A 22,132-nucleotide genomic window follows, 5' to 3' on the forward strand; every position below is an offset into this window, starting at 1 on the left:
AGAACCCTCAAATCAGACCTCTCAAATCAGACCTCTCAAATCAGACCTCTCAAATCAGACCTCTCAAATCAGAACTCTCAAATCAGAACTCTCAAATCAGAACTCCGAAACAGAATCTTTATAATAAATGTTTCACGTGAAACATTTATAAACTTCCATTTTTAAATTTTCATTCTAAACTTCCGAAAAACATCTTAAAATCATGTTCCACGTGAAACATCCCATTCTGTTTTCTTTAAACTTCAAACTTAAAAAATCGTTCCAGGTGGAACGATTTAATCTTTTATTCAAATTCTATACTTCAACGTTCCACGTGGAACGCTGTAAATTTATTTTATTCTCTTCAGATATGTTTCACGTGGAACGTTATAAAAATTTAAAAAACCTAAACGTTTCACGTGGAACATATATATTAAAAAGATGTTTAATTACTGTTCCACGTGAAACATCTTCATTTTTTCTTCTTCCTTCTGTCTCATTAATTGAGCTTCTTCGTCTGATTTATCTTTGTATCCACAGTAATGCAGTATACCATGAGATAGCACTCTTTTAAGTTCTTCAGCAAATGAAACATTAAAGTCTTTTGCATTGTCTGCAACGCGCTCTACAGAAACAAAAATATCTCCATTTAACTCGTTACCAACTGAATAATCAAAACTAATTATATCAGTTAAAGTGTCGTGATCTAAATATTCTACATTGATTTTATGAAGATACTCATCATCACAAAATATATAATTGATTTCTCCCTCGTTCTTGTTCTCAGAAACAATTACAGCACTAAGCCAGTCACTAAAAGCCTGCTCGTCTCCTAAAGTAAAATCTGTTTCGTAATTAAAATTTATCATTTTGTATTAAAGTATTCTTGAACTTTTTGATTAAAATTCGAGCGCAAAGGTAGTGATTGTCTGTTTAATATCTCTACACTGTTTAAATATTCCAATAACGAACTAGGTAAAGTATTTGAACGATTCATAAATTCAGCCTTATTAGTCTCAGATTGTCTTTGTGTATCTTGACCTTGTTGCTGAACTGCATTGTTTAATTTCCATAATTCTTGCTGAATATTCAATATACGTTGCAGGTTCTCATTCTTAAATCCTTTGTTTAAAATCTGCTTTTCAGATTGTTTCATTTGGTCTATTACAGATTTACCTTGAGAGTATAAACCTTTCTTTGCTAATTCTTTTTGCAATGCTTCTCTAAGTTTGACTTGCTCTTTGTAAATCTCCATGATAGCTTCAGCATCACCTTCTCCATCTTCTCCTTCATTACCGTTCTTCTCTCCTTTTCCGTTTTTACCATCTTTACCAGAAGAACCTTTATCTCCACTTTTATTACCTTGTCCTTCTTTACCCTGACCTTCTTTACCTTGACCATTTTGCCCCTGCCCAGACTTTCCACCTTTACTTTCTTCAGGTTTATCTCCAGATTGCTGTCCAGGTTTCATACCATCTTTCATCTTATCAGCAAGTCCTTTTTGTTTCTGAATAATATCTGGCAATTGCATTCCTTGTCCGTCACCTGGTTTAGGTTTCCCCGCTCCCGGTTTAGACATAGACATCTGCATATTATTTAATAGATCACTCAAGAAATCGGCTAACTTATTGGCAGATGAAACTGCATATTGCTGGTGTGAAACTCCTCTTGGAATCTGTACATCAGTTAAAGTTTCAATTGCCTTGTCCATGTTGTATTGAACGTTTCCAATTTCTTTAGTTACGTCTTCAGCTACTTTTGGATTACGTAATGAAAGTGCAAACAAACTATCATCAACATGTCTAAACTGCTGTTTCAAATTCTGCTGAATCTTAATGTTTTTTGTAAATGTAGAGGAACCCAATTTCATTGCTTTGAACTGTTTCATCACATCTTCTTGCGATAAAGAATAAGCTAAAAGATTATCTAGAATCTGACGAAGCATTGCTACATCTTCTTCCAATTGTTCTTGTTCACCACCTTCCATTTCGCTCTGCATTTCTTGAGCCATAGACTTCATTTTCTTTGCAGCACTTTTCTGTTTTGGTTTAGCTCCAGAAGTATTCTTTTTACTCAATTCTTCAGAAGCTTTATTAAGATCATTATCTACATCCTTCTCTTTAGAAGCATCTGATGGTATATCCAAAGGTTTCTTCAAAGTCTTATTTTCCTCTTTTAAATCTTTTAAATCTTCCTGAATCTTATCAAAAGATTTATTGATTTCATCCTGCTTCTCTTTAGTGTTTTCTTTTTCTTTATTAGATAACTGTTCCTGTTGTTCTGACAGTTTATTTAGTTTCTCAGCAACTTGCTCTGCTTTCTTTGAAACATAAAAACGTTTGGTTAACTCGACTAATTGTTCTAGATTACGAGATTGGTTTTTACTGATTTGCTTGAACTTTTCCATCTTATCAAACAGCTCTTCACTGTTTAATTTGTCATTTAAGTTCTTCAGTTCGTCTAATAATTTCTGATTCTTTTCTAAATCTTTCTGTGCATTATCTAAACGCTTTTGTAAATCTTCAGCAGTTTTATCTTTCTTATCATCCTTAAATTTATCTAAGTTCTGATTCATCTTTTCAGAAAATTGCTTCATCATTTCGTCTTGTTGTTTCTGACGTTTGATAAAATCATTGATCTTCTGCTGATCTTTAAACTCTAAATTATCTTTTTCTTTTCCTGTATTCTGAAGCTTATCCATTTCTGAAATCTGCTTCGTTTGGTTCTTTAAAGATTTAGATAAACTATTGATGTTTTGATTTTGCTGTTGTAATTCCTGATCTTGAATTTCATCTGTTGTAGCTACACGATCTGAAAATGTAGAAGACTTTGTACTCTTAAATCCGTGTGGTGCATCGTTATCAAAAACTTCAAAATAGTATTCGTATGAAACTCCTTCTTCTACAGGAAGATTACTTGGAAAATTAAAAACAAACTGATCAAATACTCCAGTCTTAACAGGAATGTTTCCACGCTTAGCAGATTGAGGTTTATTACGTTCGTAGTATACAATTTGTAATTTCGAAAGTCCGTAATCGTCACCTAATCTTCCTAGAATATAGTTCTTATCCAGCTTCAAACTATCAGGCGCAGGGCCAACATTGATAGTTGGAAACTGATCTTTGATAACAGAAAGCTGGTAATCTAGTTTTTCGTAGTTTTTGACCTTATCATTAGACGTAAGAATTTGATATTCTGTATTTTGACTAATATTTTTACTCAATTTAAAGTCATTCTCAACCTTATTGAACTTAAATACTTCATTATCTCTTTTCCATTCAATTTCTTGTGTAGATTTGGTATTCATTTTCCAAGTTACAGTTGTTCCTTCAGGTACAATTGCATTACCAGTTCCTTGAATTGTCTCCGATTTTTTCTTTAGATAAGAAGGAAAATTTAAAACCATTTCGAAGTTTGCAATAGATGGAACTGTGATTACTTTCAATTCGTACTCTTCTGAAACAACTGAATTTCCTTCAAAAGAAAATTGAATATTTTCAGAAGGCTTTTCAATTTTAAATTCAAACTTTCCAGGTTGAGAAGATTCCATAAAATAGCTTTCATTTCCGATATGAATCATCACATTTTCAGGAACTACATTTCCAACAGATTCCATTTTGATAACAAAATCTTTATTTTGTTCTGCTTGCAAATTAGAATTCAAAACCACAAACTTAAAAGGAGCTGGTGGTAAAAATGCAGAATTGAAATGCACTACTCTATTCAAACTTTGAGAAATAATATTGCTATTTCCAGAAATATAAAACACAGCAAAAAGCAAAACTGGAACTAAAGCCAATGGCAGATATTTTTTGTTAGCTTTAAAATTAATTGCATTTCCAAATGGAATTGGTTGCAAAGAATTCGCTTTCTGTTCTATCGAAGCCAAAACCAATTCTGAACTTTCTGAATTATTTTCAGAAGACAATTGTAAAAAATTAGTCAGCTTATCACTTACTTCTGTAAAATGATTTCCAATAATTTTTGAAGCCTCAGTATAATCTATTCCCTTTTGAAGTTTAAATAACTTGAACAGTGGAAAAAGGATTAAACGGACTAAAAGGAAAACTTCAACTCCAACAAATAACCAAAATAGAAAAGTTCTTCCTAATGGTTTCAACCAAAGAAAATACTCTACAAAAAGCGTAAACAAAAAATATAATAAACCAAAACCGGTGAAAAGTAATATCCCTTTTATCAGTTCATTGGTATAATATTTCTTAATGAAAGCCTCTAACTTTTGATATATTGCAGATGATGTTTTCAAAATAAATCTGTTTTAATTATAACCCATAAAAGTAATAATTATTAATTAGATAATGATCAATTAGAAAATTAGTCAATTAAGCTTAACATGACGAATTATCAAATTTTCTCATTACCTAATTTTCTAATTCAGAGTCGTATCTTTGCAACAAAATTTAAACAAATGTCAAAGCAAGTTCGTGTGCGTTTTGCACCAAGTCCCACTGGACCGTTACATATTGGCGGAGTTCGTACTGCCCTATTTAATTATTTATTTGCAAAAAAACATAACGGTGTTTTTTATCTAAGAATTGAAGATACAGATCAGACTCGTTTTGTTCCTGGTGCAGAGGCTTACATTATGGAAGCTCTTGAATGGTTAGGAATTGCTCCAGAAGAAACGGTTGGAAAAAATGAAAAATTTGGTCCATACAGACAAAGCGAACGTGCAGCTTTATACCAGCAATATGCAGATCAGTTGATAAATTCTGGTTGGGCATATTATGCTTTTGATACTCCTGAAGCTTTGGATGCACATAGAAAACAACACGAAGCTGAAGGAAAAACATTTATTTACAATCATCACAATCGTGAAAAACTAGATACATCATTGGTAATTTCTGCTGATGAAGTTGCTAAAAGAATTGCGAATGGAGAACATTATGTAATTCGTTTTAAAACTCCGGTTGATGAAACTTTACATTTGAAAGACATCATTCGTGGAGATGTGAAGTTTGAAACAAATCTTTTGGACGATAAAGTTCTTTTCAAAAGTGACGGAATGCCAACATATCATTTAGCCAATATTGTAGATGATCATTTAATGGAAACTTCACATGTAATTCGTGGTGAAGAATGGTTGCCATCTATGCCACTTCACGTTTTATTGTACAAAGCATTTGGTTGGGAAGCTCCAGAATTTGCACACTTACCTTTGATTTTGAAACCAGTTGGAAATGGTAAATTATCAAAAAGAGATGGAGACAAAATGGGATTCCCAGTATTTCCATTAGAATGGAAAACTGAAGAAGGAATTTCATCTGGATATAGAGAAAAAGGATTTTTCCCAGAAGCAGTTATAAACTTCCTTGCTCTTTTAGGATGGAATGATGGAACTGATAAAGAACTATTTTCTTTAGAAGAATTAGCTGAATCTTTTGACTTGAATAGAGTTCACAAAGCTGGAGCTAAATTTGATCCAGAGAAAAACAAATGGTTCAACCACCAATATTTAGTAAAACAAAATGATGCTGATTTAGCAAAAACCTTCTCTCCTATTTTAGAAGAAAAAGGCATTGATGTTTCTAAATATGATCTTACAAGAATAGTTTCATTAATTAAAGAAAGAGCAAACTTTGTTTCTGAATTTTGGGATATGACAGATTTCTTTTTCCAAGCGCCAACATCATACGATGAAAAAGCAAGTAAAAATTGGAAAGAAGAAACTCCAACTTTAATGCAGGAACTAATTTCTGTTTTAGAAAATATCGAAGATTTTACTTCTGCAAATATTGAAGCAATTGTAAAAGATTGGTTAACTAAAAATGAAATCGGAATGGGTAAAGTAATGCAACCTTTCCGTTTAAGTTTGGTTGGAGCTCTTAAAGGTCCTCACCTATTTGACATTGTTGAAATAATTGGAAAAGAAGAAACTATTTCTAGAATCCAGAAAGCAATTGAAACTTTATAATTAAAAATTTCATTCAAAAATAGAAACGCTAAGAAACATCGACTAAATGTTCTTAGCGTTTTTTTAATGTTTTAAAATTTTAATTTAGAAGAATTTTCGTAATTTACCAGAATCATAAATATAAATTATATAACCATGAGTACAGCATTTATTATCTTTTTAGTATTGGCATTCTTCATTTTCATGTCGTCTTTCTTTACTGTAAAACAGCAATCGTCTGTTATTATCGAACGATTTGGAAAATTTCAGAGTGTAAGAAATTCAGGATTACAACTTAAAATTCCGTTGGTTGACAGATTGGCCGGACGTGTAAATCTTAAAATTCAGCAATTGGATGTTATCATTGAAACTAAAACTAGAGACAACGTTTTTATTAAAATGAAAGTTTCAGTTCAGTTCAAAGTAATCCAGGAAAAAGTATATGAAGCTTTTTATAAACTTGAATATCCGCACGATCAGATTACTTCTTACGTTTTTGATGTAGTTCGTGCCGAAGTTCCAAAACTAAAATTGGATGATGTTTTTGAAAGAAAAGATGATATCGCAGTTGCAGTAAAACGTGAATTGAACGAAGCAATGTCTACTTACGGATATGATATCATCAATACTTTGGTTACCGATATTGATCCAGACATCCAGGTAAAAAATGCGATGAATAGAATCAACGCCGCTGACAGAGAAAAAACTGCCGCCGAATTTGAAGCAGAAAGTTCAAGAATTAGAATCGTTGCAAAAGCAAAAGCCGAAGCAGAAAGTAAACGTTTACAAGGACAAGGTATTGCAGATCAACGTCGTGAAATTGCAAGAGGTCTTGTAGAAAGTGTTGAAGTTTTGAACCAAGTTGGAATCAATTCGCAAGAAGCTTCTGCCCTAATTGTAGTTACTCAGCATTATGATACTTTACAATCTATTGGATCTGATACAAACTCCAACTTAATTCTTCTTCCAAATTCTCCACAAGCTGGAAGCGATATGCTAAATAATATGGTTGCATCATTTACAGCTTCAAACCAAGTTGGCGAAATGATGAAAAAAGGAAATAAGAAAATTGAAAAACCAAAACCAACTCACAGACAATCAGGTTATGAAGATGACATTCAACCAGATGTTCAACAATAATTTTAAAATAAAAAAGAGGCTTAATCGCCTCTTTTTCTATTTATAAACCAACCGATTACATAAGGTAAAATGGTCTGTAGAATTTTTACATAAGAATTCGAAAAGTAATCCGTGTAAGATGAAATGAAACCATTTACAATATTTTGCGGAGTGATACTTTCCTTTGTTTTCTGAAAACTCAAAACCAATTTCTGATAATTGATTTCTTTCTCCAATTTCAAAATTTCTAGATCTCTTTCAATCTCAGCATACGAAGAGTATTTTTTTCTTTCCATAATTAATCATTAAAAAAGATTTCTGAAAATTTCTCCAAAATTGGTCCTTCAACAAATTTGTCTTTTATAAAGAAAAGCAAAATAGTAATCACTAAATAGATACCTCCTACTGTCAAAAATCCGAGAGCATTACTTTCAAACAAAGAACCAAAAGCATACGCTGCGGCGAAAGAACCAAAAATCATCACCATACTGAAACACAATAAAATCAAAGTAAACTTAAAGATCAAAGTTGTTGACTTCATTGCAACCTTAAAACCCCAAAGTTTGTAATAAGCTAAATGACTTTCAATGTATTCTTTAGCCTGATCTTGAACTTTTTCGGTGTTCTCTTTTAATTCTTCAAAAGCCATATTTAAAATTTTAGATAAAAAAAAGCACAAAACTTTCTTATAAAAATAAGCAAGTAATGTGCTCTATAAAAATATTATTTCTGAAGTTTAGCATTTTGTGCTTTTAACTCAGCCAATTTAGTTTCTAAAAAAGTAATTACTTCTTCAGTTTTATGGCTGACATTAGAAAGTAACTCATTCAAAGTTCCGTCAAGATTATGAGTAGCACTCGTAAATTTTTCACGAAGAACTTCAGAGCTCGCATCAAAAGAATCTTTCAGATTATGTTTAGCATCATCGATACCTTCCTTAATTTTTGCTCTTGTTTTTGATCCTTTATCTGGAGCAAATAAAATTCCAATTGCCGCTCCTGCAGCCGCTGCAGCCAAAATTGCTGCTGCTGTATTTAAATTCTTAGACATGATAGTTACAATTTAAAATTATTAATAAAGATACTCTTTTTTAAAATGATAAAACTTTGATTAATTGCAATTTACAAAAAATTAACAATCTTATTAATACACATAAGCTACAGCTTCATACTTCCCATCGGCTTTTTCAACGATGCTGACAAAAGGATAACCATTTGAAGCCGATTTAGATTTGATTCTCATAGCAGTCTGGTTCTGATTTGCAATTGGCGGTTCACCTTTTGTCCTTGTTGAGACTCCTGTAAAACTAGCTGCTTGTTTCAGCCCTATTGTTTTGTCTTGCGGAAGAACAGTTACCATTTTGTAATCATCTTTTGAATCAACTATTATTTTATCAGAAACTTTTTGAGTTTGTTTTGTTTCTTTATTTGTAATAGATGAAACTGCATATTTACTGATTTTGATTTCTTCAGAACTTCCGTTCAAAGAATAGTAAACAAAACCATTTTCAGATTTAATAAAATTTACATCAAGCTGTTCTCCGTTGTGTTTTGTAATTTGATGTGTTTGAGAAATTGCAACATTTGCAAATAATAATGCTAGTGTGAAATATAAAATTTTCATGATAATTAGATTTAAATTAAAAATTGTCAGACCTGAAATTTAAAAACTAAACTTTCACTCAAATTCAACATTATGGAATTTTGTACATTATGATACAATTTGAAAAAATATCTTTTACGGGAAATATTATCAAAATTACATCATAATAAAAATGAGAACATAAAATTGTCTTTTTAGGAAATCAGTTTTGAAAACCTATTGTAATAAAAATTACGAGTTTCTAAAAACAATAAATTTCAACTTAGATTCTTTACGGCAAATTTTAATTTTTTACAAAAATCATCTCTGACTTTTGGTATTGAGTTAAAAATAGCAGTTTTATAAACAATTGTGTGTTAACAACCCGTTAAACTGACTAAAATAACAGTAAAAATTAAAATAAAGACCGTAAATAAACAAATATTTAAAAAATGAGTTATATATCTATTCACTTAAAAAAACATCTTAAAAACGATTTATGAAGGTTAAAATTAATCTATAAAAACTATAATTTATAAAATATTAATCAATTTTATAAATAATCATTAAAAACATAATTTTATAATTATCAATAATTAAAATTTATAGTTTTAAAATTGAAGTCAAAATTTAAAAAAATAAGAAAAAACATTAATTATTAGATTCGGAGAAGAAAATTGAAGTAAAAAAAGTAAAAAATTGAAATAAGAAGTTTTATGGAATGAAAATCAAAAAAAGGTCTTATCTATTTAACCATTTTTTATCTTCTCTTAAAATTAATTTATGAGAGTCAGTTTTAATCTATAAAATAAATATAAATTTAAAATACAATAGATTCTATAAATAATAAATACATATAATTAAAATTAAAATATTTATCAATAAAATTTATATAAATCATCTTTAGTACAAAATTGGGAGTTAAAAGAGACTAAAATTCAAATAAAGCTTATAAATAAACGAAAATTTAAAAAATGAATTCCTTATCCAACATATTTTTATTTTTTATTAAAATCCATTTATGAGAGTCACTTTTAATCTATAAAACTTATAAATTTACCAATTTTAATAGTTAATCTATATAATAAAAAAAAGCGCTTATAAAAGCGCTTTTAATAAATTTATCTGATATTACTTCTTCACCATTTCAGAAAGAATTTCAATTTCTCTTTCAGAAGCATTTTTTGGTGGATTTGAATATAATTTCAAAATTTCATCATCAAATTGATTTTTGAAACTTTCACTTTCAATATCTCTTAAATTTAAAAGCGCTTTTGATCTAACATAAGTCGATTCACTTTTTAGAGACATTGAATATAATTTCTTAATATCTTCTTCTTCAAAATCTGTTGATTTCCAGTTTGAATATTTCAAAATAAACTGAGAAAACAATAGCGAAGCCTTATTATTGTTGATATTCTTCTTCAAAGAATTCTGTAAAAGAGAAAAACTAGAGATATTTTTGAGGTTCTCCCCTATTGCACTTTCAATTGCAATTCTTTCTGGTTTAGTCTCAACTTTAAAATATTTGTTGATATCTTTCAAAGAATTATTGATGCTGTTTTCCTCTTTTTTTCCTTTTTCTTCCCAAGCATCTTTCAATCCTACAGTTTTGTTAAACACTAATTTTGAGGAAGTTGAATCTTTATCAACAGTAAAATATCCTAAACGTTGAAACTGAAATTTATCTTCATTTTGAGCCGTTGATAAACTTGGCTCAACATATCCAGTTACAATTTCTAATGAATTTGGATTCACAAAATCTAAGAAATTCTTCTCTTTATAACTGTCTGGAGCTTCATCTGTAAACAAACGATCGTACAAACGAACTTCTGCTTCTAATGCATGTTGAATAGAAACCCAATGTAATGTTCCCGATACTTTTCTTTGGCTTGCTTCTGTCCCACTTCCGCTTAAAGAATCAGTATCATACGTTACATGTATTTCTGTAATATTTCCGTTTTCATCTTTTACAACTGATTCACCTTTAATGATATAAGCATTTTTAAGACGAACTTCTTTTCCTAAAGTCAAACGGAAAAACTTAGCTGGAGCTTCTTCTAAAAAGTCTTCTCTTTCAATGTATAATTCACGAGAAAAAGGTACTTTTCTGAAACCAGCATTTTCATCTTCCTGATTGTTTTCAGCTTCCAACCACTCTTCTTTTCCTTCTGGATAATTGGTAATTATCAGTTTTACAGGATCTAAAACAGCCATTACACGAGGTGCAATTTTGTTCAAATCTTCACGAATACAGAATTCTAAAACCGATACATTGATTAAATTATCACGCTTTGCAATACCAATTGTATTAGCAAAATTACGTAAAGAAGCAGCTGTATAACCACGTCTTCTTAATCCAGAAATTGTTGACATTCTTGGATCATCCCAACCGTTAACATGCTTTTCTTTAACTAGTTGCTGTAATTTTCTTTTACTAACAACAGTATGTGATAAGTTACGTCTAGCAAATTCTCTTTGCTTTGGACGCAGTTTATTTTCATCTAAAATCTGATCTAAAAACCAATCGTACAATTCACGGTGAGGCAAAAATTCTAGTGTACAAAATGAGTGAGAAATTTGTTCTAAATAATCACTTTGTCCGTGTGCCCAATCGTACATTGGATAGATTTTCCAAGCATCTCCAGTTCTGTGGTGATGTTTGTGTAAAATTCTATACATGATAGGATCACGCATTAACATGTTTGTTGATTTCATGTCAATTTTTGCACGAAGAATATGAGTACCAGCCTCAAATTCACCATTTTTCATTCTTTCGAATAAATCTAGATTTTCTTCAACAGAACGATTTCTGTATGGACTGTCAGTTCCTGGAGTTGTTGGAGTTCCTTTTTGGATCGCCATTTCTTCAGAAGATTGGCTGTCAACATAAGCTTTATCTTTCTTAATTAAGAAAACTGCCCAATCGTATAATTGTTGGAAATAATCAGATGCATAACATTCTTCTGCCCATTTGTAACCCAGCCATTCTACATCTTTTTTAATAGCATCAACAAATTCCTGCTCTTCTTTTTCAGGGTTTGTATCATCAAAACGTAAATTCACAGGAGATTGATAATCAATTCCTAAACCAAAATTTAACGCAATAGAACTCGCGTGCCCAATGTGTAAATATCCATTAGGTTCTGGTGGAAAACGAAAGCGAAGTTTAGTATTTGAAAGACCTGATTTTACGTCTTCCTCTATGATTTGTTCAATAAAATTGAGTGATTTCTCTTCTGATGCCATTATTTTATAGTAATTTTAGCAAAGATAAAAAAAAGGTTTCAGGTTTCAGGTTTAAAGTTATCTAACTGGCATAAAACCTGAAACTTTAAACGTGAAACAATACAAAAATGGGAGTTATAAAATTGAAAAATATCCGTACTTTTTCGTACCACGGATGTTTAATTGAAGAAGGAAAAATTGGATCTGATTACAAAGTAGATCTAAAAATTAAAACCAATTTACAGAAATCGGCAGAAACAGATCATCTTTTAGACACTGTTGATTATGTTCATTTGAACAAAATTGTAGCTGAAGAAATGGCAATTCGTTCGCATTTATTAGAACATGTGGCCAAAAGAATCAATATTCGTGTGCTGGCAGAGATAGAAATGATAGAAAAAACCACAGTTTGGGTTTCTAAAATAAATCCGCCTATTGGTGGTGATGTTGAGTCAGTTACTATAAAAATGACGGAAATTAGAAAGTAATCTTTAAAATTAAAATCCTAAAATTTTAAAATAGTTACTATGAAACTTTTGAAATTTAAAGATTTTAGTTACTTTTGCCAACCGTTCAAGTAATGGCGTCGTGGCCGAGCGGCTAGGCTGGGCTCTGCAAAAGCTCCTACTCCGGTTCGAATCCGGACGATGCCTCAAAAAGAGATACAGAAATGTGTCTCTTTTTTTTTGTGTCTAATTTTTAGAAAAAATTAATTAAATACATTGGTTCGAATCCGGACGATGCCTCAAAAAGAGATACAGAAATGTGTCTCTTTTTTTTGTGCTTAATTTTTAGAAAAAATTAATTAAATATATTGGTTCGAATCCGGACGATGCCTTAAAACCTTAAAATTGCTTTGAAGGCTTTTTTATGTTTAATTTTAGAAAAAATTAATTATTAAAGCTTCTACATAAACCCGACAGGTTTTTAAGACCTGTCGGATTTTCTATTTAACGTAATTATACACAATCTTGTCATTTCGACGAAGGAGAAATCTCCACGAGAAGCTCTACAAAGATTGGATAATTGTTGCGGAGTTACTTGCGGAGATTTCTCCTTCGTCAAAATGACAAACTGTTTTGAACTTAGTCAAAGTTTCAAACTTTGACTAAGTTCAAAACTAACAGTTATAAATACAAAAAAACCTCTGAAATTCAGAGGTTTAATTTTATAATTTTGAGTTATTAACAACTACTTCTTCTCTATTCTTTCGAAAGCATTTTTAACCATTTCTTTTTCTTTTGGAAACCAACCTTGAACTACTAATGCAAATCCGAAGATCATTAAAACAACACTAATTCCTTTTTTGATTTTAAGAATATTAGTTGGAGTCATTTTTGATTTTAACTGTTTGGCTAGTAAAATCTTAGCGCAATCAATTAATAAGTAAGTGATAATTACAGCAGTAAAAAATGTCATCATTCTTGAAGTCTGCATATCTAATTTTGGTCCGACAGAAATAATAACTGCAAGCCAAAAACCAAGAACACCAATGTTAATAACGTTCAATAAAAACCCTTTTACAAACAAACTGCCATAGTTTCTTTTCAGAATATCACGATCGATTTCTTCATCGTTTATTTTCTCTTCTTTCTTTAGCTTTACAAACGATATAATACCGTAAGTAAGCATAATTATTCCTCCAAAAATAAAAAGCGCTGGATCGTCTTTTAAACTAGAAATCAGTCTATAACTTCCAAGATAAGCGATCGCAATAAAGAAAATATCGCCCAATACTACGCCTAAATCAAATACAATTGCAGCTCTAAATCCTTTTGTTATACTGGTTTCTAATAAAACAAAAAATACCGGACCTACCATAAAACTAAGAACAAGTCCCCAAGGAAGTCCCGCTAGAATATCGTTAATCATCAATTACAACTTGTTATTTTACTTCTTCTATTTTACCACCAAAAACAGTTTTTTGGTTTATTTGCTTTGGTTTTCCATAAATGTAAATAGAGCCTCCTGCGCTCACTTTTGCATCGACAAGGGTAGAAGCATTAACATCTGCTTTTCCGCCCGCAGAAACGCTTACAGTAGTCTGAGATGTCTCTAATTTACTTGCTAGTAAATAGCCACCAGCTCCTAGACTTGCATCTTGATTTGCAGCTTTTCCAGTTAATGTAATTTTACCTCCTGAAACAGAGCTTACTTTTAGTTTATCAACATCGAGATCAACATTAATAAGACCGCCTTCCTGAGCGCTAACTTTAAAAGAAGTTGCTTTAATGGCTTCATCACTCTTCACTTCTGCTCCTTCATTGACATCAATCAATTCTATATGTTTGTAATATAGTGTTATATCAAGATCATTTCCAGAAAGAAGTTTTGGAAAAGGCATTCTTAATTTTAAAATTCCGTTTTTATTTACAGCCTCTACCTCTGCTTCTCTTGTTCCTTTTATAACAATTTTATTTTCAGATGACTGAACTAATTTTACGCTTAATTTATCAAATACTTTTACGGTATCAAAATCTCCTAACGCTTTGGTAACTTGACCAAAAGACATTTGTACAAATAAAATTGCTGCTCCTATAATTAGCTTTTTCATACTTTTATTTTTAAATTAATATTTATTCTGCTCTTCTTAAAAAGTGAAAATCAAGTTGTTTTTTCACTAAGTCAGCATTTTTTACTTTTACATAAATTTCATCTCCCAATTGCAATAAACGGTTTGAAGTAGCTCCAACCAAAGCATATTGTCTTTCATCAAAAGTATAGTAATCTTCTTTTATTTCTCTGATTCTTACCATTCCTTCGCATTTATTAGAAACGATTTCAACATAAATTCCCCATTCGGTAACACCAGAAATAACACCAAGGAATTCTTCGTCCTGATGATCCTGCATGTATTTAACCTGCATGTATTTAATACTATCTCGCTCAGCATTTGTTGCTAAGTTTTCCATGTTTGAACAATGCAGACATTTCGTTTCATAAGTTTCTTCGTCTACAGAAGCTCCTCCGTCCAAATAATACTGCAGCAAACGGTGTACCATAACGTCTGGATAACGACGAATTGGCGAAGTGAAATGGCTATAATAATCAAAAGCTAAACCATAATGACCAATATTATCAGTCGAATATTTGGCTTTGCTCATACTTCTAATAGCCAGAGTATCAATAAGATTTTGTTCTTTCTTACCGTTTACTTCTTCCATCAAAGCGTTTATTGATTTTGCTATATCACCTTTTGTTCTAAAATCAATCTTATAACCAAACTTAGCAATTACAGTTTGCATTGCAACCAGTTTATCTTCATTTGGTTCGTCGTGAATACGGTAAACAAACGTTTTCTTTTGCTTACCAATATATTCTGCTACTTTTCTGTTAGCCAAAAGCATAAATTCTTCAATCAAATGATTAGCATCTTTTGATATTTTAAAATATACTCCTTCTGGTTCTCCTTCTTCATTAAGATTAAATTTCACTTCAACTTTATCAAAAGAAATAGCGCCTTGCTGCATTCTTTTCTTTCTTAAAATCTTAGCTAATTCATCTAGTTTTAAGGTTGCTTCCACAATTTCATCTGAAACCACATAAGATTCTCCAGTAATAGAAATATCAACTGGAATTGTATTATTTCCTTTAGTTTCAATAATATGCTGAGCCTCTTCGTAAGCAAAACGCTGATCTGAATAAATTACCGTTCTTCCAAACCATTGGTTAATAACTTGTGCAGTTGGAGAAACTTCAAATACAGCAGAAAAAGTATATTTCTCTTCATTTGGACGTAACGAACACGCAAAGTTAGACAATACTTCTGGAAGCATTGGCACTACTCTATCTACTAAATAAACTGAAGTAGCTCTTTGATATGCTTCATCATCCAAGATTGTTCCTTCTTCTAGATAATACGAAACATCGGCAATATGAATTCCTATTTCGAAATTTCCATTTTCTAACTTTTTGAAAGACAAGGCATCATCAAAATCTTTTGCATCTTTTGGATCTATCGTAAACGTTAGCGTATCACGCATATCACGACGCTTTGCAATCTCAGATTCCTGAATCGAAGTATCTAATTTTTGTGCAAAAACTTCTACTTCAACAGGAAAATCTGCTGGCAATCCGTATTCTGCTAAAATAGCATGAATTTCAGTATTATGTTCTCCAGGTTTTCCTAAAACTCGAATTACAGATCCAAACGGACTATCGGCTCTTTTTGGCCAGTCTTCAATCTTAACCAAAACAACATCACCGTTTTCTGCTTCACCAATTTTATCTTTAGGGATAAAAATATCGGTATACATTTTAGGGTTTGCAGTCGAAACAAAAGCAAAGTTGGGTTGCATATCAATTACACCTACAAACTCTGTTTTATCTCTTTCTATAACTTCAATTACTTCACCTTCAGGTCTTTTTCCTTTTCTTCTGTTATAAACGTAGACTTTAACTTTATCTTTATCTAACGCACGATTCAAATTATTGGTCGGAATAAAAACATCTTCTTCAAATTCATCACAAATAAAATATGCCGTTTTTCTGCTCGTCATATCTATCGTTCCTTCGTAGTAATCCTGGCTTATTGCTTTTACTAAGTATTTTCCAGGTTCAGTTTCTATAATCTTTTTTTGAGCTGCCAGTATTTTTAAATCTTTTATAATCTGGTTTCTGCTTTTAGTATCGTCTAATTCAAGCTTTGCTCCTATCTGTTTATAATTGAATGGTTTATTAGCATTTTGCGATAAAATCTTAAGTATTTTTCCAGAGAAATCTTTCTCTTTTTTTATCGGCTTTCTAATTTTCTTACTCATATATCTTTTCTTATAAGGTTTAAAATTACAAATAAGAAATCAGATTATAGATTTTAACAATTAGAATTATTAAAATTATAACTTTTCGTACATTTACAAAAACAGCCTTTATGGAAAGCTTTCAAACCATCGCCGTATTCAATTATCAGCACGAAACAGTGGTTCTCAAACACTTACTGGAACAAGAAGGAATCCCTTATTTTTTTGAAAACGAAATGACACTTTCTGTCGTTCCTTTATACTCAGCTGCACTGGGCGGAATCAAACTTAAAGTACATCCAAACGATTTCGAGGAAGTTCAGCAAATTCTGGACAATCTCAACAATCCTCTCAAAATCGTCTGAAACAAAATTCAAAAACAAATTCAAATCAAGAGTAAAATTCAAATTAAATTTTTTTTTCCTTTTCAACCTTTTTTAGTTTTCAACATATATTAAATACAACAAAAAAGATTTTTAAAAATTTAAAAAAATTTGTTGGTTATTATAGTGTGTTAATATGTCGAATAAATTTATTTTTAAAAGTATTGAAATGAAGTTTCTCTTAGTTATTCTGAGTTATCAACATAGTTATTTTTAGTTAAAATACTTATTTATAAGACTTTTTGTATTTTAATTAACAACGGTTGACAACCAAAATTGAATTCATTTTGTAGATAAGTTGATATGTTGATTTCTGTTGAAAATGGTATTTTTGATATTGATAACTTTTCCAAAAATTCACGAAACTTTTCTTGCATATTTAAATCCAGTTTTGGATTAAGCATTTTTTCGAAACAACCAAAAAAAACTTCTAATTTTCTTTTCGAACTTATTAACATTTTCTGTTAACTTAAAGTTAATTGAATATCAAGTAATTACAAACTGCTATTAACACCTCAAAATTTTAACAAATATTATGTTTATTCTTCATTGATTGTGAGATAGTTATAGACTTATTAAAATTGTTAATAACTGATAAGGTTTTGACAGTAAGATAGTTGTAAAATGAGCATTTTCGTAACGAATTTACGAATGTATGTTAATTATAAATTGGTTTGTTGATATAGTATCTATAAAGAAAAAAATTTGTGAAAATTAGCCTAATTCGTGGCGAACATCTATTTATTAAGTAAATTTGCATAACACAACTTAATAGTATAGAAAAATGAAAATTTCGATAGGAAACGACCACGCAGGACCTGAATATAAAAAAGCAATTGTTGAAATGCTTAAAGCTAGAGGATATGAGGTAACGAATTATGGAACAGATACTGATGCTTCTGTAGATTATCCAGATTTCGGGCATCCAGTTGCCAATGATGTATCTGAAGGAAAAGCAGATTTTGGAATCGTAATCTGCGGAAGTGGTAACGGAATTGCAATGACTGTTAATAAACACCCGAAAGTGAGAGCTGGATTATGCTGGACTAAAGAAATTGCGTATTTAACACGTTTACACAATGATGCCAATATTGTGAGTATTCCAGCGAGATTTACATCTATTCATCAAGCTGTTGAAATCGTTGAAACTTTCCTTGATACAGCGTTTGAAGGCGGAAGGCATCAAAATAGAGTGAACAAAATTGCTTGTTCTTAAAAAGTCAAAAAAAAATTCGGTGCTTCGCACCTATTATAAATAAAACACACCGGGCCGATTTTTAAATTTGTCCGGTTTTTTATTTAAATATTTGTAATTCAGTTATTTAAATTTGTATAAAAACAGTAGTTTTCGAGTTATCAACAATGTTAATATCTACTTTTTGTAATTTAATAAGGCAATTATAAGCGCTACTTGAATTATCAAAATCAGAACAAACTTTACAATAAAAGAAGTTTTACTCGTTTTATGTTTAAATAATAACATTGCTGTTAATAACCCTGGAGTTCCGCCGATAAGTTGCAGAAAGAATAACGTATTTTCGGGAATTCTTCTTTTATTTTTTCTAGCCCTATTTTTATCATAACCAACGAGAATAAAAACAAGTATGTTAACAATTAAAAAATAGAGTAAAAAAATTTTCATAGGCTTAAAATTAGAAACAAAGATATTATTTTAGCCAAATGTTTGATCAATTTACAAGATTGTTTTAACAAGTAAATTATATCAACTTATAATTAAGAATTTATTTCATTAAAAAGCATGACTAATATTCAATTCATTGCCAAGTCTGTTCAGGCACCCGCTGTCAGTATTCAAAACACAGTAAAATTATTAGAAGAAGATTGTACGATTCCGTTTATTTCGCGTTACCGAAAAGACGCTACCGGAAATCTTGATGAAACTGTAATTGAGCAGATTGCAAAACTTCAAAAAGATTACGATACCCTTATAAAGCGTAAAGAAGCAGTTTTAAAATCGATTGAAGAGCAAAAGGCGCTTACGCCAGATTTGAAGAAAAAAATTGAAGATAGTTTTGATTTACAGGAAATCGAAGATTTTTATCTTCCATACAAAAAGAAGAAAAAAACAAAAGCCGATGTTGCTCGCGAATTTGGTTTAGAACCACTAGCAAAACTGATTATATCTGAAAGTGATGCTGATATCGATTTTCTTTCTACACAGTACATTAATGAAAATGTTATTAACGAAGAAGCTGCTATTCAAGGCGCAAGAGATATTGTAGCAGAATGGATTAACGAAAACATCTACGTTCGTAAACAATTAAGAAGATTGTTTCAACGCAAAGCAACGATCACTACAAAAGTGGTTAAAAAGAAAGCCGAAGAAGAAGGCGCACAAAAATTTAACCAATATTTTGATTGGGAAGAGCCTTTAACAAAAGCGCCGGCGCACCGTTTATTGGCAATGTTACGCGCAGAAAATGAAGGTTTTATCAAAATGAAAATCGATGTTGATATTGATGATGCTTACGACGTTATTGACGAAATCATTATTAAAAAACAAAATAATACTACAGCTCATTTGCAATTAGCAATTGAAGATAGTTACAAACGTTTATTGAATCCAGCAATTGGAAATGAAACTCTGCAGGAAGCAAAAGCAAAAGCAGATGCGAATTCAATCCAGGTTTTTGCAAACAATTTAGGTCAATTGTTATTAGCTCCGCCGTTGGGAGAAAAACGTATTTTGGCAATTGATCCTGGATTTAGAAGCGGTTGTAAAGTAGTTTGTCTGGACGAAAAAGGCGATTTACTATACAACGAGACCATTTATCCGCACGCACCTCAAAATGAGGAATCAATGGCGATAAAAAAAATCCGTTCGATGGTAAATGCGTATCAAATTGATGCCATTTCTATCGGAAACGGAACTGCTTCTCGCGAAACTGAATTTTTCATCAAAAAAATCGCGTTCGATAAACCAGTACAAGTTTTTATTGTTTCAGAAGCAGGAGCTTCGGTTTATTCGGCATCAAAAATTGCGAGAGAAGAATTTCCGAATTATGATGTAACGGTTCGTGGTTCTGTTTCTATTGGGCGACGACTTTCAGATCCGTTGGCCGAATTGGTAAAAATCGATCCGAAAGCGATTGGAGTAGGGCAGTATCAACACGATGTTGACCAAACGAAACTTAAAGAAGAATTGGACAGCACTGTAATTCGTTGCGTAAACTCGGTTGGAATTAACATCAATACAGCAAGCAAACATTTACTAAGTTACGTGAGTGGAATCGGGGAGAAGTTGGCTGAAAACATCGTGCAATACCGTTCTGAAAACGGACCTTTTGAAGATAGAAAACAGCTAAAAAAAGTTCCCCGTTTAGGAGACAAGGCTTATCAGCAGGGAGCGGCATTTATTAGAATTACAAATGCTAAAAATCCGCTGGATAATTCGGCGGTGCATCCAGAGGCTTATCCAGTTGTTGAAAAGATGGCGAAGGATCTGAATATTTCTTTGAATGACTTAATTGCAAATAAAGAGAAAACAGCGCTTATTAAAGCTGAAAAGTATGTTACACCAGAAATTGGTTTGCTTACGCTGAAAGATATCATAAAAGAGCTTGAAAAGCCAGGATTAGATCCAAGAAAGTCGGCTAAGGTTTTTGAATTTGATGCAAATGTAAAATCGATTAAAGATGTGAAAACTGGAATGATATTACCAGGTATTGTTAATAACATTACCAATTTCGGCTGTTTTGTTGACATCGGAATCAAAGAAAGCGGTTTAGTGCATATTTCGCAGTTAAAAGCTGGTTTTGTAAGCGACGTAAACGAAGTGGTAAAATTACATCAGCATGTTGATGTGAAAGTAACTGAGGTTGATGAAGATAGAAAGAGAATTCAGCTGACGATGGTGCTTTAAGAAAATTTCTAATTTTTGAAATTCTAAATTCTGGAATTTTTAGATAAAAAAAACTCACAAATTGTGATCTGCAATTTGTGAGTTTTTTATTTCTATTTTACTGATATTAATACTTGCGAAATAATATATTTGTAGGAAATTTTAAACCCCAAGTTATGAAAAAAAGTATTTTAATTTTAATTACCCTTTTATTCTCCTCTATCGGCCACGCCAATTTTTACAAAGTTATTTTGTACATGGAAGATGGAACAAAAAAAACAGGTCTTGCTGAATTGGTAAAGAGCGAAGACTCTAAAATAACTTTCAAAACAGATGAAAGCGCTAAAAAAGAAAAAATAGCAAGCATAGAAGTAAAGAAAATAGAATATTTTGATGAAGAAGAATGCATCACAACAGTAGAAGCATTGTATGCAACGACAGCAAACATTTTGACAGGAAAATTTTCGAAATCTAAAAAGAAATTATGGTTTAATGTTATTTATAACAAGGATGTTAAAATCGGCGTTATTCGTGATGCGGGAACTATAAGGCCAAATGCTGGAGGAACCAGTACAATTGTAAGTTCATCGAGTAGTTCGTATTTTTTTGGAAATAAAAACAGTGATGCTTTGGTTTTTGGATATTTTACAACTGCCAATACCGTGGGAGCAATAGGAACAGAATCGCTTTTAAGAAAAATGTCAAGAGAAGCTTTTTCAGATTGTCCAAAGCTTATAGAGGCGATTGCAAAAGAAGATTTTAAACTTCAAACTTTGTTAGAACAATTGGTTACAATTTTCGAAAAAGTTAAATGCAAATAATAATAAATAGAAACTCCCAAACTACAATTCGTAATTTGGGAGTTTTTATTTTAAAAAACAATTTCTGAAAACACCAAAATAAATGTAGCCAATAGGTCAAGAGGCATTTATTTTGTAAAAATATCCAATACGAAAAGGCATCACGAAAAGCAAGTTTTTCATATCTAAAATTTGGGATTCTACAAATAGGAATTTTTCGATATAAAAAAATCCCAAACTACAATTGTAATTTGGGACTTAATAATTTTTTCGAATTTCTTATTTTGTTTCTTCTTCTTGTTTTTTAGAAGCAGCAGGTTGATCGTCTTTAGCAGCGTTTTTAAATTCCTTAATTCCACTTCCTAAACCTTTCATTAATTCTGGAATTTTTTTACCTCCAAAAAGTAATATCACAATACCTACGATAACAAGGATTTCTGTAAGACCTAATCTTCCCATGACTAATATATTTAATGCCGAAGCAAATTGTTTTTCTTAATTATTCCGCAAAGGTATATAGAAATATA

At 31.2% G+C, this 22,132-nt stretch carries 20 protein-coding genes and 1 tRNA gene; 9 read left to right on the forward strand and 12 right to left on the reverse strand.

The window, feature by feature from the left end:
* Nucleotides 1-428 precede the first annotated feature (428 nt).
* Both ybeY and AC5ZCW_RS04790 read right to left on the reverse strand, forming a co-directional pair.
* Nucleotides 429-848 (reverse strand): rRNA maturation RNase YbeY, encoded by a 420-nt coding sequence (gene ybeY / locus AC5ZCW_RS04785; RefSeq protein WP_179003067.1) that lies wholly within the window; start codon nucleotides 846-848, stop codon nucleotides 429-431.
* A complete protein-coding gene (locus tag AC5ZCW_RS04790) occupies nucleotides 845-4,246 on the reverse strand; it encodes a coiled-coil domain-containing protein (RefSeq protein WP_496118271.1) in 3,402 nt (1,133 codons plus the stop codon). The genes ybeY and AC5ZCW_RS04790 overlap by 4 nt, the downstream gene beginning before the upstream one ends.
* A gap of 162 nt (nucleotides 4,247-4,408) precedes the next feature.
* Here AC5ZCW_RS04790 and gltX point away from each other — a divergent pair, with 162 nt between their 5' ends.
* Together gltX and AC5ZCW_RS04800 are read left to right on the forward strand one after the other, a co-directional pair.
* Nucleotides 4,409-5,914 (forward strand): glutamate--tRNA ligase, encoded by a 1,506-nt coding sequence (gene gltX, locus AC5ZCW_RS04795; protein WP_496118272.1) that lies wholly within the window; start codon nucleotides 4,409-4,411, stop codon nucleotides 5,912-5,914.
* A 135-nt stretch (nucleotides 5,915-6,049) separates the two neighbouring features.
* Nucleotides 6,050-7,033 carry an SPFH domain-containing protein gene (locus tag AC5ZCW_RS04800; RefSeq protein ID WP_343540727.1) on the forward strand — a complete coding sequence of 328 codons (984 nt, stop codon included), beginning with the start codon at nucleotides 6,050-6,052 and terminating at the stop codon, nucleotides 7,031-7,033.
* Nucleotides 7,034-7,053: 20 nt separating this feature from the next.
* On the opposite strand, the gene AC5ZCW_RS04805 is transcribed toward AC5ZCW_RS04800, so the two are convergent.
* The 5 genes from AC5ZCW_RS04805 to AC5ZCW_RS04825 form a co-directional block, all read right to left on the reverse strand.
* Entirely contained in the window at nucleotides 7,054-7,308 is a 255-nt protein-coding gene (locus tag AC5ZCW_RS04805) for a DUF6327 family protein (protein WP_177211520.1), read from the reverse strand.
* A 2-nt stretch (nucleotides 7,309-7,310) separates the two neighbouring features.
* Complete coding sequence (locus AC5ZCW_RS04810) at nucleotides 7,311-7,661, reverse strand: competence protein (protein ID WP_198855072.1); 351 nt, start codon at nucleotides 7,659-7,661, stop codon at nucleotides 7,311-7,313.
* Between the two features lie 74 nt (nucleotides 7,662-7,735).
* Nucleotides 7,736-8,062: a YtxH domain-containing protein gene (locus AC5ZCW_RS04815; protein WP_111378726.1), complete on the reverse strand. Its 327-nt coding sequence runs from the start codon at nucleotides 8,060-8,062 to the stop codon at nucleotides 7,736-7,738.
* A gap of 93 nt (nucleotides 8,063-8,155) precedes the next feature.
* The gene (locus tag AC5ZCW_RS04820) at nucleotides 8,156-8,635 is read right to left on the reverse strand and encodes a hypothetical protein (RefSeq protein ID WP_496118273.1); all 480 of its coding nucleotides are present in this window, start codon (nucleotides 8,633-8,635) and stop codon (nucleotides 8,156-8,158) included.
* A gap of 1,089 nt (nucleotides 8,636-9,724) precedes the next feature.
* Nucleotides 9,725-11,842, reverse strand: coding sequence for a glutamine--tRNA ligase/YqeY domain fusion protein (locus AC5ZCW_RS04825; protein ID WP_496118274.1), 2,118 nt, complete (start codon nucleotides 11,840-11,842; stop codon nucleotides 9,725-9,727).
* 107 nt (nucleotides 11,843-11,949) lie between these two features.
* On the opposite strand from AC5ZCW_RS04825, the gene folB reads away from it, so the two are divergent.
* A complete protein-coding gene (gene folB, locus AC5ZCW_RS04830) occupies nucleotides 11,950-12,309 on the forward strand; it encodes a dihydroneopterin aldolase (RefSeq protein ID WP_496118275.1) in 360 nt (119 codons plus the stop codon).
* Between the two features lie 94 nt (nucleotides 12,310-12,403).
* Nucleotides 12,404-12,474: transfer RNA gene (locus AC5ZCW_RS04835), tRNA-Cys, on the forward strand.
* A gap of 538 nt (nucleotides 12,475-13,012) precedes the next feature.
* Here AC5ZCW_RS04835 and AC5ZCW_RS04840 read toward each other — a convergent pair.
* Genes AC5ZCW_RS04840 through rnr form a run of 3 tightly spaced genes read right to left on the reverse strand, consistent with a single transcriptional unit; the run spans nucleotide 13,013 to nucleotide 16,581 of the window.
* Entirely contained in the window at nucleotides 13,013-13,693 is a 681-nt protein-coding gene (locus AC5ZCW_RS04840) for a LysE family translocator (protein ID WP_281634359.1), read from the reverse strand.
* A 13-nt stretch (nucleotides 13,694-13,706) separates the two neighbouring features.
* Nucleotides 13,707-14,375: a head GIN domain-containing protein gene (locus AC5ZCW_RS04845; RefSeq protein WP_343540722.1), complete on the reverse strand. Its 669-nt coding sequence runs from the start codon at nucleotides 14,373-14,375 to the stop codon at nucleotides 13,707-13,709.
* Nucleotides 14,376-14,397: 22 nt separating this feature from the next.
* On the reverse strand, nucleotides 14,398-16,581 hold the full coding sequence (rnr, locus tag AC5ZCW_RS04850) for a ribonuclease R (RefSeq protein ID WP_496118276.1): 2,184 nt from the start codon (nucleotides 16,579-16,581) through the stop codon (nucleotides 14,398-14,400).
* 110 nt (nucleotides 16,582-16,691) lie between these two features.
* Here rnr and AC5ZCW_RS04855 point away from each other — a divergent pair, with 110 nt between their 5' ends.
* Both AC5ZCW_RS04855 and rpiB read left to right on the forward strand, forming a co-directional pair.
* Nucleotides 16,692-16,925: a putative signal transducing protein gene (locus tag AC5ZCW_RS04855; protein ID WP_177211513.1), complete on the forward strand. Its 234-nt coding sequence runs from the start codon at nucleotides 16,692-16,694 to the stop codon at nucleotides 16,923-16,925.
* Nucleotides 16,926-17,727: 802 nt separating this feature from the next.
* Nucleotides 17,728-18,159, forward strand: a complete 432-nt coding sequence (rpiB, locus tag AC5ZCW_RS04860) for a ribose 5-phosphate isomerase B (protein ID WP_091129181.1) — start codon at nucleotides 17,728-17,730, stop codon at nucleotides 18,157-18,159.
* Nucleotides 18,160-18,315: 156 nt separating this feature from the next.
* Here rpiB and AC5ZCW_RS04865 read toward each other — a convergent pair whose 3' ends face one another.
* A complete protein-coding gene (locus AC5ZCW_RS04865) occupies nucleotides 18,316-18,585 on the reverse strand; it encodes a DUF1294 domain-containing protein (protein WP_496118277.1) in 270 nt (89 codons plus the stop codon).
* Nucleotides 18,586-18,702: 117 nt separating this feature from the next.
* Here AC5ZCW_RS04865 and AC5ZCW_RS04870 point away from each other — a divergent pair, with 117 nt between their 5' ends.
* The 3 genes from AC5ZCW_RS04870 (at nucleotide 18,703) to AC5ZCW_RS04880 (ending at nucleotide 21,794) form a co-directional block, all read left to right on the forward strand.
* Nucleotides 18,703-20,826 carry a Tex family protein gene (locus AC5ZCW_RS04870; protein WP_496118278.1) on the forward strand — a complete coding sequence of 708 codons (2,124 nt, stop codon included), beginning with the start codon at nucleotides 18,703-18,705 and terminating at the stop codon, nucleotides 20,824-20,826.
* A gap of 155 nt (nucleotides 20,827-20,981) precedes the next feature.
* On the forward strand, nucleotides 20,982-21,626 hold the full coding sequence (locus AC5ZCW_RS04875; RefSeq protein WP_343540710.1) for a hypothetical protein: 645 nt from the start codon (nucleotides 20,982-20,984) through the stop codon (nucleotides 21,624-21,626).
* A gap of 60 nt (nucleotides 21,627-21,686) precedes the next feature.
* The gene (locus AC5ZCW_RS04880) at nucleotides 21,687-21,794 is read left to right on the forward strand and encodes a T9SS type A sorting domain-containing protein (RefSeq protein ID WP_496118556.1); all 108 of its coding nucleotides are present in this window, start codon (nucleotides 21,687-21,689) and stop codon (nucleotides 21,792-21,794) included.
* 90 nt (nucleotides 21,795-21,884) lie between these two features.
* Here AC5ZCW_RS04880 and AC5ZCW_RS04885 read toward each other — a convergent pair whose 3' ends face one another.
* Entirely contained in the window at nucleotides 21,885-22,064 is a 180-nt protein-coding gene (locus tag AC5ZCW_RS04885; RefSeq protein WP_008465789.1) for a Sec-independent protein translocase subunit TatA/TatB, read from the reverse strand.
* Nucleotides 22,065-22,132 lie beyond the last annotated feature (68 nt).

The sequence above is a fragment of the Flavobacterium sp. PLA-DH12 genome, from assembly GCF_059511845.1.

Excerpts from the sequence above, each read along its gene's own strand:
- AC5ZCW_RS04865 (WP_496118277.1), bottom strand. The coding sequence starts at position 18,585 with ATGAAAATTTTTTTACTCTATTTTTTAATTGTTAACATACTTGTTTTT.
- folB (WP_496118275.1), top strand. The coding sequence starts at position 11,950 with ATGGGAGTTATAAAATTGAAAAATATCCGTACTTTTTCGTACCACGGA.
- AC5ZCW_RS04810 (WP_198855072.1), bottom strand. The coding sequence starts at position 7,661 with ATGGCTTTTGAAGAATTAAAAGAGAACACCGAAAAAGTTCAAGATCAG.
- AC5ZCW_RS04845 (WP_343540722.1), bottom strand. The coding sequence starts at position 14,375 with ATGAAAAAGCTAATTATAGGAGCAGCAATTTTATTTGTACAAATGTCT.
- gltX (WP_496118272.1), top strand. The coding sequence starts at position 4,409 with ATGTCAAAGCAAGTTCGTGTGCGTTTTGCACCAAGTCCCACTGGACCG.
- AC5ZCW_RS04800 (WP_343540727.1), top strand. The coding sequence starts at position 6,050 with ATGAGTACAGCATTTATTATCTTTTTAGTATTGGCATTCTTCATTTTC.
- rpiB (WP_091129181.1), top strand. The coding sequence starts at position 17,728 with ATGAAAATTTCGATAGGAAACGACCACGCAGGACCTGAATATAAAAAA.
- AC5ZCW_RS04805 (WP_177211520.1), bottom strand. The coding sequence starts at position 7,308 with ATGGAAAGAAAAAAATACTCTTCGTATGCTGAGATTGAAAGAGATCTA.
- AC5ZCW_RS04870 (WP_496118278.1), top strand. The coding sequence starts at position 18,703 with ATGACTAATATTCAATTCATTGCCAAGTCTGTTCAGGCACCCGCTGTC.
- AC5ZCW_RS04855 (WP_177211513.1), top strand. The coding sequence starts at position 16,692 with ATGGAAAGCTTTCAAACCATCGCCGTATTCAATTATCAGCACGAAACA.
- rnr (WP_496118276.1), bottom strand. The coding sequence starts at position 16,581 with ATGAGTAAGAAAATTAGAAAGCCGATAAAAAAAGAGAAAGATTTCTCT.
- AC5ZCW_RS04825 (WP_496118274.1), bottom strand. The coding sequence starts at position 11,842 with ATGGCATCAGAAGAGAAATCACTCAATTTTATTGAACAAATCATAGAG.
- AC5ZCW_RS04820 (WP_496118273.1), bottom strand. The coding sequence starts at position 8,635 with ATGAAAATTTTATATTTCACACTAGCATTATTATTTGCAAATGTTGCA.
- AC5ZCW_RS04815 (WP_111378726.1), bottom strand. The coding sequence starts at position 8,062 with ATGTCTAAGAATTTAAATACAGCAGCAGCAATTTTGGCTGCAGCGGCT.
- AC5ZCW_RS04885 (WP_008465789.1), bottom strand. The coding sequence starts at position 22,064 with ATGGGAAGATTAGGTCTTACAGAAATCCTTGTTATCGTAGGTATTGTG.
- AC5ZCW_RS04875 (WP_343540710.1), top strand. The coding sequence starts at position 20,982 with ATGAAAAAAAGTATTTTAATTTTAATTACCCTTTTATTCTCCTCTATC.
- ybeY (WP_179003067.1), bottom strand. The coding sequence starts at position 848 with ATGATAAATTTTAATTACGAAACAGATTTTACTTTAGGAGACGAGCAG.
- AC5ZCW_RS04840 (WP_281634359.1), bottom strand. The coding sequence starts at position 13,693 with ATGATTAACGATATTCTAGCGGGACTTCCTTGGGGACTTGTTCTTAGT.